Below are 15,838 nucleotides of genomic sequence, written 5' to 3' on the forward strand. Positions count from 1 at the left end.
TCCACGCGCTCCGTGCCGCCCCGAAAGACGAAGGCCTCTCCATGCACCTGCTCGAAGCACTGATCCTGGGAATCGTCCAGGGTCTCACCGAGTTCCTGCCGATCTCCTCCAGCGCCCATCTGCGGGTCGTGGGGACGTTCCTGCCCTCCGGGGAGGACCCGGGCGCGGCGTTCACCGCCATCACGCAGATCGGCACGGAGGCCGCCGTCGTCGTGTTCTTCTGGCGCGACATCGTCCGCATCATCTCCCAGTGGTTCCGGTCCCTCGCCGGAAAGGTGCCGCGGAACGACCCGGACGCACGCATGGGGTGGCTCATCATCATCGGCAGCATCCCGATCGTGCTGCTCGGACTCCTGTTCCAGGACCAGATCGAAACCGTCTTCCGCTCGCTCTGGATCGTGGCGATCATGCTCATCGTGTTCGGCATCCTCCTGGGCATCGCGGATCACGTGGGAGCCAAGCGCCGGAAGTTGGACGATCTGACCTACCCGCACGGCATCGCCTTCGGACTCGCCCAGGCACTCGCCCTCATCCCCGGCGTCTCGCGGTCCGGCGGCACGATCACCATGGGGCTGTTCCTCGGCTATGAGCGCGCCGCCGCCGCCCGCTACGCCTTCCTGCTGGCGATCCCGGCCGTGTTCGGCAGCGGCTTCTACCAGCTGTTCAAGAGCTGGGGCGAGCCGTCCTTCTTCTCGCTCGGCGACACGATGGCCGCGACAGGGGTCGCCTTCGTCGTCGCGCTCGGCGTGATCGCGTTCTTCATGAACTGGATCTCGAAGCGCAGCTTCGTGCCGTTCGTGATCTACCGGATCCTGCTTGGCGGCGTGCTGCTCGTGCTGCTCGCCTTGGGCGTGATCCCGGCGTCCGCCTGATCAGCGCTTGCGGTCGCCGCGGCCGTCGTCACGGCGCCGCAGGTAGCGCTCGAACGCCTGGGCGATCGCGTCCCCCGACGCATCGGGGGAGTCCCACGTGTCCCGCGTGCGCTCCAGCTGCCGGATGTACTCCGCCATGTCCTCGTCCTCGGATGCGGCGGCATCGATCGACGCCTCCCAGGCCGCGGCTTCCGTGCGGAGGTGCCGGCGGTCCACTTCCACCCCAGTCAGCTCCTCGAGACGGTCGAGGAGGGCCAGGGTGACCTTCGGCGAGGGGGCGGCAGAGGCGACGTAGTGCGGGACGCTCGCCCAGAGGCTCACGGAGGGGATGCCCGCGTTCTCCGCGAAGTGCTCGAGCACGGTGAGGATGCCGACCGGGCCCTCGTACACCGACCGCTCCAGCGCATGCGCCTCACGGACCTGCTCGTTCTGGCTCGACGCGAAGATCGAGATCGGGCGGGTGTGCGGCACGTCGGAGAGCATGGCGCCGAGGGTCACGAAGCCGGTGATGTCGTCGCGCAGGGCGACGTCGATGAACTCGGACGCGAACGCCTGCCAGGTGCGCGCGGGCTCGGCACCGGTGAGGAGCCAGAACTCCGGGCCGGGTCCTGGGTCGCGCGGACGCCACAGCCCCGCCTCCGGCCACGTCATCTGACGGCGGCCCTCGGCGTCGAGCCGGGTGGCGGGTCGCGTGTACTGGTAGTCGAAGTAGAGTTCCGGGTCGACCGAGTGCACGAGGTCGTAGCCGCCCGCCGCCTGCAGCGCGCCGACGGCTCCGGTCGCGGCCTCACCGGCGTCGTTCCAGCCGTCGAAGGCGGCGATGATGATGCGCGAACCGAGAACGTCCATGCCGTGCTCCCTTCGAGGTCGTGGCTCCGTCCCCCCAGGCTAGCCCGCGTCGAGGGGATGTGGGCGGGCCCGGCTAGCATGGGTTCAGTGAGCAACAAGCCCCGCGCGGTCCTCTGGGACATGGATGGAACACTCGTCGACACCGAGCCGTACTGGATGGCGGCCGAGACCGCTCTGGTGGAGTCGTTCGGCGGCACCTGGTCCCATGAGGACGCCCTGCAGCTCGTGGGCAGCGGCCTCATCGACAGCGCGATCATCCTCCAGGGCGCGGGGGTCGACATGGCCCCTGAGGCCATCGTCTCCCACCTCACGACGGCCGTGCAGGAGTCGCTGCGGGCCCAGGGCGTCCCCTTCCGGCCGGGCGCGCAGGAGCTTCTCCGCGATCTCCGTGCCGCCGGTATCCCGACCGGTCTGGTGACGATGTCGCTGCGCCGGATGGCTCTCGACGTGGTCGGGCTGATCGAGTTCGAGGCCTTCGACATCGTCGTCGCCGGAGATGACGTCGACAACCCCAAGCCGCACCCGGAGCCGTACCTGCAGGCCGCCGCGCTCCTCGACGTCGACATCGCCGAGGTCGTGGTCATCGAGGATTCCCCGACCGGTCTCCGCGCGGGCCTCGCCTCCGGCGCTCTGACGCTCGGCGTGCCCCACATCGTCCCGCTCGACGGCCTCGGCGCCCACGAGCTGTGGCCGACCCTCGACGGCCGCGGTGCCGCCGACCTTGTGGAGCTCTTCGGCTCCCGCGCCGCGATCACGGAGGCCACCCGATGACGACCACGTCCGCCCCGCGCCCCAGCGGCCCCTTCCGGGAGGGCGACCGCGTACAGCTCACCGGCCCGAAGGGTCGCCTGCACACCGTGACGCTCCGCGAAGACGGCGAACTGCACACGCACCACGGGGTCCTCCGGCACCGCGACCTCATCGGGCTCCCCGATGGCTCGGTCGTGGCGAACAGCTCCGGGCACGAGTACCTGGCGCTGCGGCCGCTGCTGCGGGACTTCGCGATGTCGATGCCCCGCGGTGCCGCGATCGTCTACCCGAAAGACGCGGCGCAGATCGTCATGCAGGCCGACATCTTCCCGGGCGCCACCGTCGTCGAGGCCGGAGTCGGGTCCGGCGCCCTGTCGCTCTCGCTCCTCCGGGCCGTGGGCTCCACGGGGCGCCTGCTCTCCTTCGAGCGCCGCGAGGACTTCGCCGAGGTCGCGCAGGCCAATGTGGAGACCTTCTTCGGGGAGCGCCCCGACTCCTGGCGCGTCGTCGTCGGAGACCTCGTCGCCGCGCTGCCCGCGGAGGTCGAGCCCGGCACCGTCGACCGGGTGGTGCTCGACATGCTCGCGCCCTGGGAGTGCATCGAGGCGGTCGCGGAGGCGCTGACCCCCGGCGGTGTCGTGCTCTGCTACATCGCCACCGCCACGCAGCTCTCCCGCGTCGCCGAGTTCATCCGCGGCACCGGGCTCTTCACCGACCCCGAGGCGTCGGAGACCATGGTCCGCGGGTGGCACGTGGAGGGGCTGGCTGTCCGGCCGGATCACCGCATGGTCGCGCACACCGGGTTCCTGCTCACGGCTCGCCGGCTCGCCCCGGGCGCCGTGGCCCCGTCTGTGAAGCGCCGGGCCTCGAAGAGCAGCTACAGCGACGAGGACGTCGAACTGTGGACGCCGGGCGCGGTGGGCGATCGGGAGATCACGGACAAGAACCTCCGCAAGCGCGCGCGAGAGGCCGGGAAGGCGGCCGAGGGCGCGCGGCTGGCGGCGGCATCGCGCGAATCCGAGCACACGACGGAATAGACTGGAGCGCGTGCGTAAAACGTCCGCCGTTCTGGCCTCCCTCAGCCTCGCCGCCCTCGCTCTGACGGGGTGCAGCGTGACCTCTTCGTCCGCCGACGCCTCGTGCGATCGCGGCGGACACGCCAACGGCATCGACAGCGCCGTCACGGTCTCCGGTGAGGTCGGCTCCGAGCCGGACGTCGAGATCTTCGCGCCCGTGCGCCTCACGGAGACGTCCTATGCAGACGTCGTCACGGGAGACGGCCGTGCACTCGTCGACGACGCTCAGCCGCTCGTGGCCCAGATCTCCATCTACGACGGGGCGACCGGCAAGCAGATTTTCGCGACCACGTACGACGAGGACACCACGCGCGCCTCGACCATCGGGTCCTGGGCCGCGCAGTCTCCCGGACTCGCCGATGTCCTGGAGTGCGCGACCGGCGGCAGCCGCATCGTGGCGGGTCTGACCCCGGAGGACTTCGGGGAGGCGAACCTCGGCGGCTTCGGCATGGGCCAGGACGACATCGCGGTGTTCGTCATCGACGTCGTCGACGCGTTCCTCCCGAAGGCCGAGGGCACGCTGCAGTTCAACGACGCGCAGGGCATGCCGACCGTCGTGCGCGCCGACGACGGCACTCCCGGCATCATCATCCCCGACAGCGCCGCCCCGGACGAGCAGGTCGTCCAGACAGTCATCCGCGGCGACGGCGAGGAGCTGACCGAGGAGCAGACGCCGCTCGTGCACTTCACGGCGGTGAACTGGGACGACAAGACCGTCGTGCAGAGCACCTGGGGCCAGTCCGCCACCGACGGCATCCGACAGATCGCCGCGCCGGTCGCGGATGCGCTGGTCGGGAAGCCGGTCGGCTCGCAGGTCCTCGTCGTGCTCCCCAAGACCGAGAGCTCCCCGGCCATGGCCGTCGTGGTCGATATCCTCGGCGTGTCCCCGGTCGCCGCACCCTGATGGCCGCCCGGATCCCTGCCGAAGAGCGCCTGACGAATCTCGTCGTGGCGCTGATGGCCACGGAGATCGGGCTCACCAAGCAGCAGATCCTCGACAACGTCTCCGGCTACCGCCAGCGCGCCGACGCGGGGACGCGGTCGGATGCGCTCGAGAAGATGTTCGAACGGGACAAGGACGAGCTCCGCTCGCTCGGTGTCCCCATCGAGACCATCGGCGACGCGGCGGACCCGAACGATCTCCGTGAGGCGAGGTATCGCATTCCGCAGGCGGAGTACGATCTGCCAGGGGACATCGAGTTCTCGCCTGCCGAGTTGGCCGTGCTCCGCCTCGCGGGCAGCGTCTGGAGTGCGGAGTCGGTCTCGGGAGACGCACAGTCCGGTGTCCGCAAGATCCGCGCCCTCGGCATCGACGGCGACGAGCCGATCATCGGCTTCGCGCCGCGGATCACCGCGCGCGACCCCGCGTTCGCCCCGCTGCAGGACGCGATCGAACGCAGCAGGGTGGTGTCCTTCGACTACGTGAAGCCGGGCGAGGACGCTCCTCGACGGCGTCGGATCCGGCCCCTCGCCCTCGTGGACTATGAAGCGCGCTGGCACGTGTACGGCGTCGACGTCGACATCGATGAGGACCGGACGTTCCTGTTGAGCCGCATCGTCGGCGACGTCGTCGTCAGCACGAGTACCTTCGACCCCGCCTTGCGCGAAGGGGCGGGGGAGCGGGCTCTGCGAGGTCTGGAGGGCGTCGCCGCGGAGAACTCGGCACTCCTGGAGGTGACGCCCGGCACGGAGGCCGCGCTGCGGCTCGGGCGGCGGGCGACGCCCGCGGCGCAGGGTATCCACGTCCCCTTCGTCGACCTGCACATCTTCGCGGACGAGCTCGCGTCCTACGGTCCCGAGGTCCGCGTCGTCGAGCCCGCACGACTCCGCGATGCCGTGATCGGCCGCCTGCGCGCGGTGGTCGAAGCCCACACCGATGCTGAGGTGTCCGCATGAGCGCGGCTCCCAAGCCTCTTCTCGCCGCGGAGCGCGTGCGTCTCTACCTGACGCTCGTGCCGTACCTGCTCGAGCACGGACAGGTCTCGCTCGCCGAGGCCGCCGAGGAGTTCGGTGTGACCCCGCGGGAGATGCGGGCCATGGTCGAGAAGCTGACGGTCATCGGCCTGCCGGGCGAGGCGGGCTACTGGCAGCAGCCGCAGGAGATGTTCGACATCAACTGGGATCTCCTCGACCTCGAGGACGTCATCGAGATCACGAACGACGTGGCCCTCCGCCGCGTGCCGCGCTTCACCGCACGAGAGGCGGCAGCCCTGCTCGCCGGTCTGCAGATGGTCGCCGCCGTCCCCGCCGTATCCGACTCCGGCCTCGTCGCCGGCCTCATCTCGAAGCTTTCCCGCGGTGCCGCCGATGCCCCGGCCGACGTCGTGGTCGCCCCGACGGCGGTGGATGAGGTGCGCGAGGTCGTCGCCCGCGGCCTGCAGAACGGGGTGGCCGTGTCGTTCACGTACCAGGCCCCTGACGCCGCGCCCACCACGCGCACGGTGGATCCCGTGCAGATCCTCATCACGAACGGACAGTGGTACCTGCAGGGCTGGTGCCATATGCGTGAGGCGATGCGCACGTTCCATCTCGATCGCGTCAGCGCGCCGATCCTGACCGACATCCCCAGCACGCACGGCGGCGACCGGGTGCCGGAGGCGTTCGCCGGGCTGGAGGAGGAGCGCGAGGTCACCGTCCGCGTCCCGGAGCGCCTCGCTCCGCTGCTCAGCGGTTTCGTGCCCACGGAGACGCTCCGTGCCGGCGACGGGATGGTGACGACGCAGCTCCACCTCGCGGACCCCCGCGGCATCAAACGGCTCGCGGCCCGTTTCGGCGGGGCGATGGAGGTCACGGATCCGGGGATCGCGCGGACCGCCACCCGGGAGTGGGCTGCCGCCGGACTCGCGCTCTACCACCGGCCTGATGCCGAGGTTTGATCTGTAGACTGGGGCGGAAAGCCCCCCGACGACGGGATTGTCGATATGTTCGCTGGAATGCAAGGCTGGCACCTGCTCATCGTGCTGGCCGTTATCCTCCTCCTCTTCGGCGCTGCCAAGCTGCCGGCTCTCGCGAAGAGCATGGGCCAGTCGGCTCGCGTCTTCAAGGGTGAGATGAAGGCCATGAAGGAAGAAGACGCGGTTCGTGCCGAATCGGCTCCCGCGGAGCCGACGACGGTGAAGGACTCGGGCACCGACCCTGAGACTCCGCCTCGCGCCTGACCGGCCGTGGCAGCCATCGAACCGACCGTGATGCCGACGGCGGATCGGGATCGGCGGATGTCGCTGGGCGCACATCTCGTCGAACTGCGCAAGCGCCTCATGTACGCGGCGATCGCTCTGGTCGTCGGCATGGTTGTGGCGTTCCTCATCGCGGACCCGGTCATCCACTTCATCACCGGTCCGATCCGCATCATCTCGGAACAGCGAGGTGATGACTTCAGCGCCTTGAACTTCGCGACAGTGACGTCCGCGTTCGACATGCGTATGCGCATCGCCTTCACGATCGGCCTGTTCCTCTCCGCTCCCGTCTGGCTGTGGCAGATCTGGGCCTTCATCATGCCCGGTCTCACCCGCAAGGAGATCCGCTACACGGTCGGCTTCGTCGTCGCCGCGGTGCCGCTGTTCTTCGCGGGGTGCTATCTCGGGGTGCAGATCATGCCGCACGTTATCGAGCTCATGTGGAGCTTCACCCCGGAGGGCGGCACCAACTTCTACTCCGCGCAGGAGTACTACGACTTCGTGTTCAAGCTGATGATCGTCATCGGCATCTCGTTCGTCCTTCCCGTCTTCCTTGTGGCTCTCAACCTCGCCGGCGTGATGTCGGGACGGGCCATCCTCAAAGGGTGGCGGGTGGCGATCCTCATCGCGACGATCTTCGCCGCGCTGGCGACCCCGGCAGCGGATGTGGTGAGCATGCTCATGCTGGCCGGCATCCTCATCGTCCTGTTCTTCGCAGCAGCAGGACTCTCGCTCCTCTTCGACCGACGCAAGCGCAAGCGGGACACCGCCGCTGGACTCGTCCCGGACGCCACATGAGTTCGCCGTCGGAGCGGTACGCGCAGGCTCAGGAGAGCGCCGCGCACCCGGAGACGGCCGCGTTCGCCGCGCGCCAGCGCTTCCAGCTCGATCCGTTCCAGCTCGCCGGCTGCCACGCGCTGGAGAACGGTCGCAGCGTTCTCGTAGCGGCCCCCACGGGCGCCGGGAAGACCATCGTGGGGGAGTTCGCCATCCACCTGGCGATGCAGACAGCGACGGACAAGGCGTTCTACACCACGCCCATGAAGGCGCTCTCCAACCAGAAGTTCCGCGAACTCGTCGATGTGTACGGTGCGGACGACGTGGGTCTGCTGACGGGCGACACCAACATCAACGGCAACGCACGCATCGTGGTCATGACCACCGAGGTCCTGCGGAACATGATCTATGCCGACTCCGCGGCTCTGCGCGACCTGCGCTACGTCGTGATGGACGAGGTGCACTATCTGGCCGACCGCTTCCGGGGTGCCGTGTGGGAAGAGGTCATCATCCACCTCCCGCCCCGCGTGCGCCTGGTCTCGCTGAGCGCGACGGTGTCGAACGCCGAGGAGTTCGGCGACTGGCTCGACACGGTTCGCGGTGACACCGAGGTCATCGTCTCCGAGATCCGTCCGGTGCCGTTGGAGCAGCACGTGCTCGTGCGCGACGACCTGCTGCCGCTCTTCGACGACCGTGCCGGCATCGCCACGGCCCAGGTGAACCAGGAGCTCATGCGCATCCGGTCGTTCACCGGCTCCACTTACGAGAGCAACCGTCAGGCGCAGTCGTATCGCAGCAACCGCCACGCCGGGCGGCAGGCCCCCCGACCGCCACGGGGCGGGCGCCGCCCCGTGCGCGCGGCGAACGCGGGCCGGATCGAGCGCATGGACCGCCCGGACGTGGTCGAGCTGCTGGAACGCTCGAACCTGCTCCCCGCCATCTTCTTCATCTTCAGCCGCGTGGGCTGCGACGCCGCGGTGCAGCAGGTACGGCGATCCGGGCTCCGCCTGAACTCGGCGGAGGAGCGGGCCGAGATTCGGGCCATCGTCGAGGAGCGCACGCGCACTCTGCAGGACGAGGATCTCGGGGTGCTGGGCTACTGGGAATGGCTGGAGAACCTCGAACGGGGCGTGGCCGCCCATCACGCCGGCCTCCTGCCGGCCTTCAAAGAGGTCGTCGAGGAGCTGTTCCAGCGCAAGCTGCTCAAGGTCGTCTTCGCGACCGAGACGCTGGCCCTCGGCATCAACATGCCGGCGCGGACGGTGGTGCTCGAGAAGATGGAGAAGTTCAACGGAGAGGCTCGCGTCGCGATCACCTCCGGTGAGTACACACAGCTCACGGGCCGCGCCGGGCGCCGCGGCATCGACGTCGAGGGGCACGCGGTCGTGCAGTGGAGCGAGGGCATGGACCCGCAGGCCGTCGCCGCCCTCGCGTCGCGGCGGACCTATCCGCTCAACTCCAGCTTCCGGCCGACGTACAACATGGCCGTCAACCTGATCGACCTGTTCGGCCAGGCGAGAGCCCGGGAGATCCTGGAGTCGTCGTTCGCCCAGTTCCAGGCGGACCGCGCCGTCGTCGGGCTGGCCAGACAGGTGCGGGAGGCCGAGGAGTCGCTGGCCGGCTATCAGTCGGCGATGGCGTGCGAGCACGGCGACTTCCCGGAGTACGCCGCCATCCGCCGCGAGCTGAGCGACCTCGAGAAGAAGAACCGGCAGGACACCCAGGCCCCGCGCGCTGCTCGGGACAAGCGGATGAAGCGGATCCAGACGCTCCGCACCCGCATGCAGCGCCACCCCTGTCACCGGTGCCCCGACCGCGAGAAGCACGCCCGCTGGGCCGAGCGCTATTGGAAGCTCAAGCGCCAGACCGATCGCACGCGCCGTCAGATCGAGACCAGGACCGGCACGGTGGCCCGTGTCTTCGACCGTGTCGTCGAGGTGCTGGAGACACTGGACTACGTCCGTCGTGCCGAGGACGGGATGCACCTGACCGACGCCGGGCGCACGATGCGGCGGATCTACGGTGAGCGCGACCTGCTCGTGGCCGAATCGCTGCGTCAGGGCCTCTGGAAGGGGCTGGACGCGCCGTCGCTGGCCGCGATGGCATGCTGCCTCGTGTACGAACCGCGCCGCGACGAAGCGAATGCGGGGGAGCGGGGTCTCCCGCGGGGCGCCTTCCGAGCGGCCTACGAGAAGACGACCGCCCTATGGGCCGAGCTCGACGACCTGGAACAGGACCATCAGCTCCCGGGAAGCGAGCCGCTGGCCGCCGGGCTCGCGGGTGCGATGCACGCCTGGGCGCGCGGCGGGATGCTCGACCGCGTCCTCGTCGACGCCGACATGGCGGCCGGCGACTTCGTGCGGTGGGCGAAGCAGACCATCGACCTCCTGGATCAGCTGTCTATCGTCGCGGAAGACGCCGCGCTCGCACGCACCGCCCGGGCTGCCCTCGACGGTGTGCGCCGTGGCATCGTCGCCTACTCCTCGATGTGAGATCCGCCCGCATGACCGAAGCCTCCGTCCGTCGACGCGCCCTCCTGCCCCTCTGGGCCGCCGTTCCCCTGGCCGGCCTGGCTGCGCTGCTCATGGACCTCGCGTTCCCCGAGGCGGCGATCTGGATCCTGGCCTTCCCTGCCACCGCCCTGCTGCTGCTCGCGCTGATCGGCCGTCGGGCCGGGGGAGCGCTGCTCGTGGGTCTCGTGTACGGCGTCGTGTTCTTCGCGCTGCTCGTGTCGTGGACGTCTCGATACCTCGGGCCGCTGCCCTGGGCGGCTCTGAGCGTCGTCGAGGGCGTCCTCACGGCCGTCGGACTCATCCCCGTGACTCTCGCGTACCGGTGGCTGCCCCGAGCCTGGCCGGGCGTGGCGGGACGTCTGCTGACCCTCCCGGCCGTCGTCGCGGCGCTCTGGGTGGGGCGGGAGCTGTTCCTCGGCTGGTGGCCGTACGGCGGCTTCCCCTGGGCTCGTCTCGGGATGAGCCAGGCCGAGAGTCCGCTCGCCGCGCTGTCCTCCTGGATCGGCGTGAGCGGGCTGAGCTTCCTCATGGTCTTCCTCGTCGCGATGGTGATCGAGATCGTCCGGATGGGGCTCTGGCGGCGGCCGGTCACCCTGCTTGCGCCGGCCGCCCTCGTCCTGATCCTCTTCTTCACACCGCTCTTCCCGACCACGCCATCCGGGTCGATGCGCATCGCCGCGGTGCAGGGGAACGGTCCGACCGGTTACTTCGACGAGCGGGAGCCCTTCGCCGTCGTGCAGGCGCAGACCGAGGCTACCGAACCGCTGTACGGCGAGGACGTCGATCTGCTCGTGTGGCCGGAAGGCGGCCTCGACACGGACCCCTTCGCGAACTCCGCCATCGCGCGACGGATGACCCTGGTGTCGAACCGCATCGATGCGCCGCTGCTCGCCAACGCCGCCACCGGCCGCGGGGACCTCTACTACAACACCTCGATGCTCTGGCTGCCGGACGGGACAGCGCCGCAGAAGCACGACAAGCGTCATCCCGTGCCCTTCGGCGAGTACGTGCCTGATCGGGCCTTCTTCAACGCCCTGGTCCCGGATCTCATCGGGCTGATCCAGCGCGAATACACCCCCGGCACCAACCCGCCGATCGTCGAGGTGGGCGATGTCCGCGTCGGTCTGGCGATCTGCTTCGACGTGATCTACGACGACGTGATCACGGAGGGGCTGAACGGCGGCGCCGAGGTCCTGGTCTTCCAGACGAACAACGCCGATTTCCGCGGCACGGACGAGAACCTCCAGCAGCTCGCGTTCGCACGGATGCGCGCGATCGAGACGGGCCGGAGCGTCGTGAACATCTCCACGGTCGGCACGAGCCAGGTCATCCTCCCGGACGGGCGGACGGTCACGAGCCTGGACGCAGATGAGGCCGGAGCGATGCTCGAGGATGTCGAACTGCGCTCCGGCCTCACGGCGGGAATCGTCCTGGGCCCCTGGCTGCAACAGGTGCTGCTCTGGGGCGGTCTAGGCGCGCTCGGTCTCGGGTGGTGGCGCGCCCGTCGGCGCTAGGCGCCGATCTTCTCTCGGGTGGGGTCCTCGCCGGCACCGCGCCGGGCTCGGATGTACGCGAGGCGCTCTTCGAGAAGCTCCTCCAGCTCCGCACGGGTACGGCGCTCCATGAGCATGTCCCAGTGGGTGCGGGCGGCCTTCTCATCGGTGGCCTCGAGGGTGACGGCCTCGCCGTCGACCTTCAGGCGGGCTTCCGCTCCGCAGGAACGGCACTCCCAGGTCTGAGGCGGTTCGGCATCGGCGGCGAACATGAGCGTGGTGTCGTGTCCGCAGGTGTCACAGGTGTAGGTGGTCTCACGGCGCTCCATGAAAACGACGCCCTCTTCGCTCTGTAGGCTCTGGGCGCCGAGTCGGATGCCGCGCAGGCTGCGATCTGCCATTGTGTGGTCCTCTCGTCGCTGTCAGGTATAACGTTCGAGCCTGTGCGCTTCATCCACGTCGGGGCGTTCTGCGCGGTATTCACAGGGGAATCCCAGCGCCGGAGGATATGGGGCGCTCAGGGCTTCCGGAACGTGGCGACGGCGAGGTCGGCGCGGTCGGTCACGACGCCGTCCACACCCGCGTCGATGAGGCGCCGCATGTCGTCCGCGTCGTTCACGGTCCAGACGTGGACCTCGGTGTCGGCACGGTGGGCGGCGCGGAGAAGTGCGGGCGTCAGCACCCTGATCGCGCCGTGACGCTCGGGGATCTGCAGGGCGTCGATCTCCCGCAGCAGCCGGCCGGCCGGGAGGCGCATCGCGGAGAGCAACCGGAGCGCCGCGATCGTCCGACTCCCACCGGAGGTGGCGGGCCGGAGCGCGGTGCCGGTCTGCTGCACGGCCTCCAGTGTCGCCCGCCGGTTGGCATCCGAGAAGCTGGTCACGAGGACACGATGCGTGTGCGCGGCGAGGATGGGGCCCAGCGGCGCCGCGGCGGCCAGTGTCTTCACGTCGATGTTGAACCGGGTCTCCGGGAACGCGGAGAGCGCCTCGGCCACCGTGAGCAGACCGCCGTGCTCGGCGAACAGCGCACTCAGCTCCCGCGTCCTGACCTCGTGGACGGCGCGCGGATCGTCCACGAGACGGCGCAGATCGTGATCGTGGAAGAGCACGACGTCACCGTCGGCGGTGACCTGGCAGTCCGTCTCGATGTACTCGGCCCCGGCGGCATGCGCCGCGGCGAAGGCGGCCGCGGTGTTCTCCCAGATGCCGGATTCCCGCCCCTCGGCGGTCACCAGCCCCCGATGGGCCAGGATGCGGGGCTGCTCGGCCTTGACGAAGTACGGGTGCGTCACGCGCCGGCGGGGGGAGTGGTCGAACCCGGGCCCGTCTTGGGAGTGAAGGCCGTGCCGATGCCCTTGAGTGCCTCGGTCAGCTCGCTCGGGATGATCCAGAGCTTGCTGGATGGGCTCTCGCTGATCTTCGGGAGCATCTGCAGATACTGGTACGCGAGGAGCTTGTCGTCCGGCGCGCCCTGGTGGATCGCGGTGAAGACGCTCTGGATCGCCTCGGCCTCACCCTGGGCGCGCAGGACGGCCGCCTGCTTGTCACCCTCGGCTCGGAGGATCTCGGCCTGACGAAGGCCCTCCGCTTCGAGGATCGCGGACTGCTTCGTGCCCTCGGCGGTGAGGATCGCGGCGCGGCGGTCCCGCTCGGCGCGCATCTGCTTCTCCATGGAGTCCTGGATGGAGACGGGCGGGTCGATCGCCTTGAGCTCGACGCGGCCCACGCGGATGCCCCACTTGCCGGTCGCCTCGTCGAGGACCACGCGCAGCTGTCCGTTGATGTTGTCGCGGCTCGTCAGCGCCTCTTCGAGGTTCAGGCCACCGACGACGTTGCGGAGAGTCGTGGTGGTGAGCTGTTCCACGGCGCCGAGGTAGTTCGCGATCTCGTAGGTCGCGGCGCGGGCATCGGTCACCTGGAAGTAGACGACGGTGTCGATGGAGACGACGAGGTTGTCCTCGGTGATCACGGGCTGCGGCGGGAAGGACACCACCTGCTCGCGCATGTCGATCAGCGGCCGCAGGCGGTCGATGAACGGCACGAGGATGTTGAGGCCGGGGGAGAGGGTCTTGTGGTACCGGCCGAGCCGTTCCACCACGCCGGCGGTCGCCTGCGGGATGATGCGGATCGCCCGCGCGATCGTGACGATCACGAAGATGATGACCGCGATCACCAGGATCCAGATGATCACGGTCGGGATGATCGATGCGTCGTCCACGCGTGCTCCTAGTCGTTGAGGGGTCGGACGATGGCGGTCGCGCCGTTGATCGCACTGACGGCGACCGGCGCCCCCGCGGGGATGGCCATCGGGGTGGTCGTCCTGGCGGTCCAGGTGTCGCCGTTCGCGAGCTTCGCCTGGCCGGAGATCTGCGTGATCTCACTGAGCGCGATGCCGCGGAGGTCGACCAGCGCCTCGACGTTCGAGCGCGTGGGATCGGCTCCGCGGTGCAGGCGGCGCAGGAGGGGTGGCCGCAGGAAGAGGATGAAGAGGGCGGATGCCAAGGCGGCGATGAGGATCTGGATCCAGACCGGGAGGCCGACGAAGTCGGTGACGAGACCGATCACGCTCCCGAAGCTCAGCATCAGGAAGGTGAAGTCGAGGGAGAGCATCTCTATGACGAGGAAGACGGCGATGAGGACCAGCCATCCGATCCATGCCCAGTGGTCGATGAACGTGACGAACGTCGAGAAGTTGTCCATGCGGCCTCCTTTGCCGTCAACGTACCACGCGCGGCGACAGCGGACCGGCCGCCACCGCGCCCCCTTGGTAATCTGTGAGAGCCGTGCGCTCACGGCGTTCCACGCACCATGAGGAGTCACCCGTGACCGACGTTCTTCCCGCAGGATCCCTCGACGGCAAGGTGGCCCTCGTCACCGGCTCATCGCGGGGGATCGGCGCCGACACCGTGCGGTACCTCGCCGAGGCGGGCGCCGACGTCGTGATCAACTACCGGAACAAGGCGCCGCGCGCGGAGAAGCTCGCGGCGCAGCTGCGCGAGCTCGGCCGTCGGGCGCTGGTCGTCGGTGCGGACCTCACCGACCCCGCATCGGTCGCCGAGATGTTCGACGCCGTCCGCGCCGAGTACGGGCGCCTCGATGTGCTCGTCCTGAACGCGTCGGGAGGCATGGAGTCGGGCATGGCCGAGGACTACGCCCTGAAGCTCAACCGTGACGCGCAGCTCAATGTGCTCGACGCCGCGACGCCGCTGCTGTCGGACGGCGCACGCGTCGTGTTCGTCACCAGCCACCAGGCGCACTTCATCCGCACGACGCCGACGATGCCGGAGTACGAGCCCGTCGCGCTCTCCAAGCGCGCCGGTGAGGACGCCCTGCGGGAGCTCATCCCGGGTCTCGCGGAGAAGGGAATCGGCTTCACGGTCGTCTCCGGCGACATGATCGAGGGCACGATCACCGCGACGCTGCTCGAGCGCGCGAACCCGGGCGCCATCGCCGAGCGCCGCGAGTCCGCCGGCCGCCTCTACAACGTGTCCGAGTTCGCCGCCGAGGTCGCCAAGGCCGTGATCGACCCCGTCCCCGCGGACAACACCCGCCTCGTCGGGGACGTGAGCGCCTTCGCCGCGGAATAGTCGTCAGACGCGAAACGCCCCGGACCCGCTGGTGCAGGTCCGGGGCGTCTCGTGTCTGCGGATCAGACGGCGGCAGCGCCCGTGGTGAACGCCTTCTCGTCCTTGCCGAGCGTGATCGCGCGGATGATCTGCACGATGCCGAGCACGACGAGCGAGATGCCCAGGAGCAGCCAGAGCGCGAAGCCGGCGATGACCGGCGAGAAGAGGACGATGATTCCGGCGATGATGCTGAGGATCGCGTAGATCAGCGTCCAGACCCGCGATCCGTCGCTGCCGAGCAGCGAGAGCGCCACGACGCCGTCGACGATCCAGCTCACGCCGATGAAGATCACGACGACCAGCGCGAGGGTGGCGGCGGCGACGTTCAGGTTGAAGAACGCGATGACGCCGGCGACGATGTAGAGCAGGCCGAGCACGATGTGTCCGACGCGCGACCAGCCGCCCTTCGCGCGGGAGAAGATGCCGAGGCCGATGTACACGACTCCCGCGACGATCAAGTAGGACGCGAAGATGGCCGTCACGATGACGGCCGACTTCACCGGCCAGACCAGCAGCGCGATGCCCGCGAGCAGCGCGAGAACGCCGGAGACCGCGAGAGCGACGCGGATGGACTTGAAGAACGACTTCGTTTCAGCGAGTGCTTCAGACATGGCGGGGAACCCCTTCTGAGAGAATCCTGTGAGGATGCCCCCAGGGTAGCGCCGGATCTCCGACAGCGGGGGAGGAGGGCCTCCGCGCGTCGC

At 69.3% G+C, this 15,838-nt stretch carries 17 protein-coding genes; 11 read left to right on the forward strand and 6 right to left on the reverse strand.

The features are described 5' to 3' along the window. Nucleotides 1-41 precede the first annotated feature (41 nt). Entirely contained in the window at nt 42-872 is an 831-nt protein-coding gene (locus CJ226_RS11285; protein WP_102209216.1) for an undecaprenyl-diphosphate phosphatase, read from the forward strand. On the opposite strand, the gene CJ226_RS11290 is transcribed toward CJ226_RS11285, so the two are convergent. Continuing rightward, the gene (locus CJ226_RS11290) at nt 873-1,721 is read right to left on the reverse strand and encodes a PAC2 family protein (protein WP_102209217.1); all 849 of its coding nucleotides are present in this window, start codon (nt 1,719-1,721) and stop codon (nt 873-875) included. An 87-nt stretch (nt 1,722-1,808) separates the two neighbouring features. On the opposite strand from CJ226_RS11290, the gene CJ226_RS11295 reads away from it, so the two are divergent. The 9 genes from CJ226_RS11295 to lnt are packed head-to-tail and all read left to right on the forward strand — an operon-like array spanning nt 1,809 to nt 11,527. Further along, nucleotides 1,809-2,492 (forward strand): HAD family phosphatase, encoded by a 684-nt coding sequence (locus CJ226_RS11295; protein ID WP_025103433.1) that lies wholly within the window; start codon nt 1,809-1,811, stop codon nt 2,490-2,492. Next, complete coding sequence (locus tag CJ226_RS11300; RefSeq protein WP_062634589.1) at nt 2,489-3,508, forward strand: tRNA (adenine-N1)-methyltransferase; 1,020 nt, start codon at nt 2,489-2,491, stop codon at nt 3,506-3,508. Before CJ226_RS11295 ends, CJ226_RS11300 begins: the two co-directional genes overlap by 4 nt. A gap of 10 nt (nt 3,509-3,518) precedes the next feature. After that, nucleotides 3,519-4,451, forward strand: coding sequence for a hypothetical protein (locus CJ226_RS11305; protein ID WP_102209218.1), 933 nt, complete (start codon nt 3,519-3,521; stop codon nt 4,449-4,451). After that, nucleotides 4,451-5,443 (forward strand): YafY family protein, encoded by a 993-nt coding sequence (locus CJ226_RS11310; protein ID WP_102209219.1) that lies wholly within the window; start codon nt 4,451-4,453, stop codon nt 5,441-5,443. Before CJ226_RS11305 ends, CJ226_RS11310 begins: the two co-directional genes overlap by 1 nt. Next, nucleotides 5,440-6,423: a YafY family protein gene (locus tag CJ226_RS11315; protein WP_102209220.1), complete on the forward strand. Its 984-nt coding sequence runs from the start codon at nt 5,440-5,442 to the stop codon at nt 6,421-6,423. The genes CJ226_RS11310 and CJ226_RS11315 overlap by 4 nt, the downstream gene beginning before the upstream one ends. A gap of 45 nt (nt 6,424-6,468) precedes the next feature. Continuing rightward, the gene (tatA, locus tag CJ226_RS11320; RefSeq protein ID WP_025103438.1) at nt 6,469-6,705 is read left to right on the forward strand and encodes a twin-arginine translocase TatA/TatE family subunit; all 237 of its coding nucleotides are present in this window, start codon (nt 6,469-6,471) and stop codon (nt 6,703-6,705) included. Between the two features lie 57 nt (nt 6,706-6,762). Continuing rightward, nucleotides 6,763-7,521, forward strand: coding sequence for a twin-arginine translocase subunit TatC (tatC, locus tag CJ226_RS11325; RefSeq protein WP_062635192.1), 759 nt, complete (start codon nt 6,763-6,765; stop codon nt 7,519-7,521). Continuing rightward, the gene (locus tag CJ226_RS11330; RefSeq protein WP_102209221.1) at nt 7,518-9,992 is read left to right on the forward strand and encodes an RNA helicase; all 2,475 of its coding nucleotides are present in this window, start codon (nt 7,518-7,520) and stop codon (nt 9,990-9,992) included. The genes tatC and CJ226_RS11330 overlap by 4 nt, the downstream gene beginning before the upstream one ends. An 11-nt stretch (nt 9,993-10,003) precedes the next feature. After that, nucleotides 10,004-11,527 (forward strand): apolipoprotein N-acyltransferase, encoded by a 1,524-nt coding sequence (gene lnt, locus CJ226_RS11335; protein WP_102209222.1) that lies wholly within the window; start codon nt 10,004-10,006, stop codon nt 11,525-11,527. Here the strand turns inward: lnt and CJ226_RS11340 are convergent. The 4 genes from CJ226_RS11340 to CJ226_RS11355 all read right to left on the reverse strand — a co-directional run bounded on the left by CJ226_RS11340 (nt 11,524) and on the right by CJ226_RS11355 (nt 14,208). Next, nucleotides 11,524-11,907, reverse strand: coding sequence for an RNA polymerase-binding protein RbpA (locus tag CJ226_RS11340; protein WP_060921636.1), 384 nt, complete (start codon nt 11,905-11,907; stop codon nt 11,524-11,526). The genes lnt and CJ226_RS11340 overlap by 4 nt on opposite strands. A 116-nt stretch (nt 11,908-12,023) precedes the next feature. After that, nucleotides 12,024-12,800 (reverse strand): glycerophosphodiester phosphodiesterase family protein, encoded by a 777-nt coding sequence (locus CJ226_RS11345; RefSeq protein WP_062634580.1) that lies wholly within the window; start codon nt 12,798-12,800, stop codon nt 12,024-12,026. Beyond that, a complete protein-coding gene (locus tag CJ226_RS11350) occupies nt 12,797-13,726 on the reverse strand; it encodes an SPFH domain-containing protein (RefSeq protein ID WP_025103444.1) in 930 nt (309 codons plus the stop codon). The genes CJ226_RS11345 and CJ226_RS11350 overlap by 4 nt, the downstream gene beginning before the upstream one ends. 8 nt (nt 13,727-13,734) lie before the next feature. After that, complete coding sequence (locus CJ226_RS11355; RefSeq protein WP_025103445.1) at nt 13,735-14,208, reverse strand: NfeD family protein; 474 nt, start codon at nt 14,206-14,208, stop codon at nt 13,735-13,737. A gap of 122 nt (nt 14,209-14,330) precedes the next feature. On the opposite strand from CJ226_RS11355, the gene CJ226_RS11360 reads away from it, so the two are divergent. Beyond that, nucleotides 14,331-15,095 carry an SDR family oxidoreductase gene (locus CJ226_RS11360; RefSeq protein WP_062634578.1) on the forward strand — a complete coding sequence of 255 codons (765 nt, stop codon included), beginning with the start codon at nt 14,331-14,333 and terminating at the stop codon, nt 15,093-15,095. A 62-nt stretch (nt 15,096-15,157) separates the two neighbouring features. Here CJ226_RS11360 and CJ226_RS11365 read toward each other — a convergent pair whose 3' ends face one another. Further along, nucleotides 15,158-15,745 carry an HdeD family acid-resistance protein gene (locus CJ226_RS11365; RefSeq protein ID WP_025103447.1) on the reverse strand — a complete coding sequence of 196 codons (588 nt, stop codon included), beginning with the start codon at nt 15,743-15,745 and terminating at the stop codon, nt 15,158-15,160. Nucleotides 15,746-15,838: the final 93 nt, after the last annotated feature.

The organism is Microbacterium sp. UMB0228, assembly GCF_002871415.1.
GTDB lineage: Bacteria > Actinomycetota > Actinomycetes > Actinomycetales > Microbacteriaceae > Microbacterium.

Excerpts from the sequence above, each read along its gene's own strand:
- CJ226_RS11285 (WP_102209216.1), top strand. The coding sequence starts at position 42 with ATGCACCTGCTCGAAGCACTGATCCTGGGAATCGTCCAGGGTCTCACC.
- CJ226_RS11290 (WP_102209217.1), bottom strand. The coding sequence starts at position 1,721 with ATGGACGTTCTCGGTTCGCGCATCATCATCGCCGCCTTCGACGGCTGG.
- CJ226_RS11300 (WP_062634589.1), top strand. The coding sequence starts at position 2,489 with ATGACGACCACGTCCGCCCCGCGCCCCAGCGGCCCCTTCCGGGAGGGC.
- CJ226_RS11310 (WP_102209219.1), top strand. The coding sequence starts at position 4,451 with ATGGCCGCCCGGATCCCTGCCGAAGAGCGCCTGACGAATCTCGTCGTG.
- CJ226_RS11315 (WP_102209220.1), top strand. The coding sequence starts at position 5,440 with ATGAGCGCGGCTCCCAAGCCTCTTCTCGCCGCGGAGCGCGTGCGTCTC.
- tatA (WP_025103438.1), top strand. The coding sequence starts at position 6,469 with ATGTTCGCTGGAATGCAAGGCTGGCACCTGCTCATCGTGCTGGCCGTT.
- tatC (WP_062635192.1), top strand. The coding sequence starts at position 6,763 with ATGTCGCTGGGCGCACATCTCGTCGAACTGCGCAAGCGCCTCATGTAC.
- CJ226_RS11330 (WP_102209221.1), top strand. The coding sequence starts at position 7,518 with ATGAGTTCGCCGTCGGAGCGGTACGCGCAGGCTCAGGAGAGCGCCGCG.
- lnt (WP_102209222.1), top strand. The coding sequence starts at position 10,004 with ATGACCGAAGCCTCCGTCCGTCGACGCGCCCTCCTGCCCCTCTGGGCC.
- CJ226_RS11340 (WP_060921636.1), bottom strand. The coding sequence starts at position 11,907 with ATGGCAGATCGCAGCCTGCGCGGCATCCGACTCGGCGCCCAGAGCCTA.
- CJ226_RS11355 (WP_025103445.1), bottom strand. The coding sequence starts at position 14,208 with ATGGACAACTTCTCGACGTTCGTCACGTTCATCGACCACTGGGCATGG.
- CJ226_RS11365 (WP_025103447.1), bottom strand. The coding sequence starts at position 15,745 with ATGTCTGAAGCACTCGCTGAAACGAAGTCGTTCTTCAAGTCCATCCGC.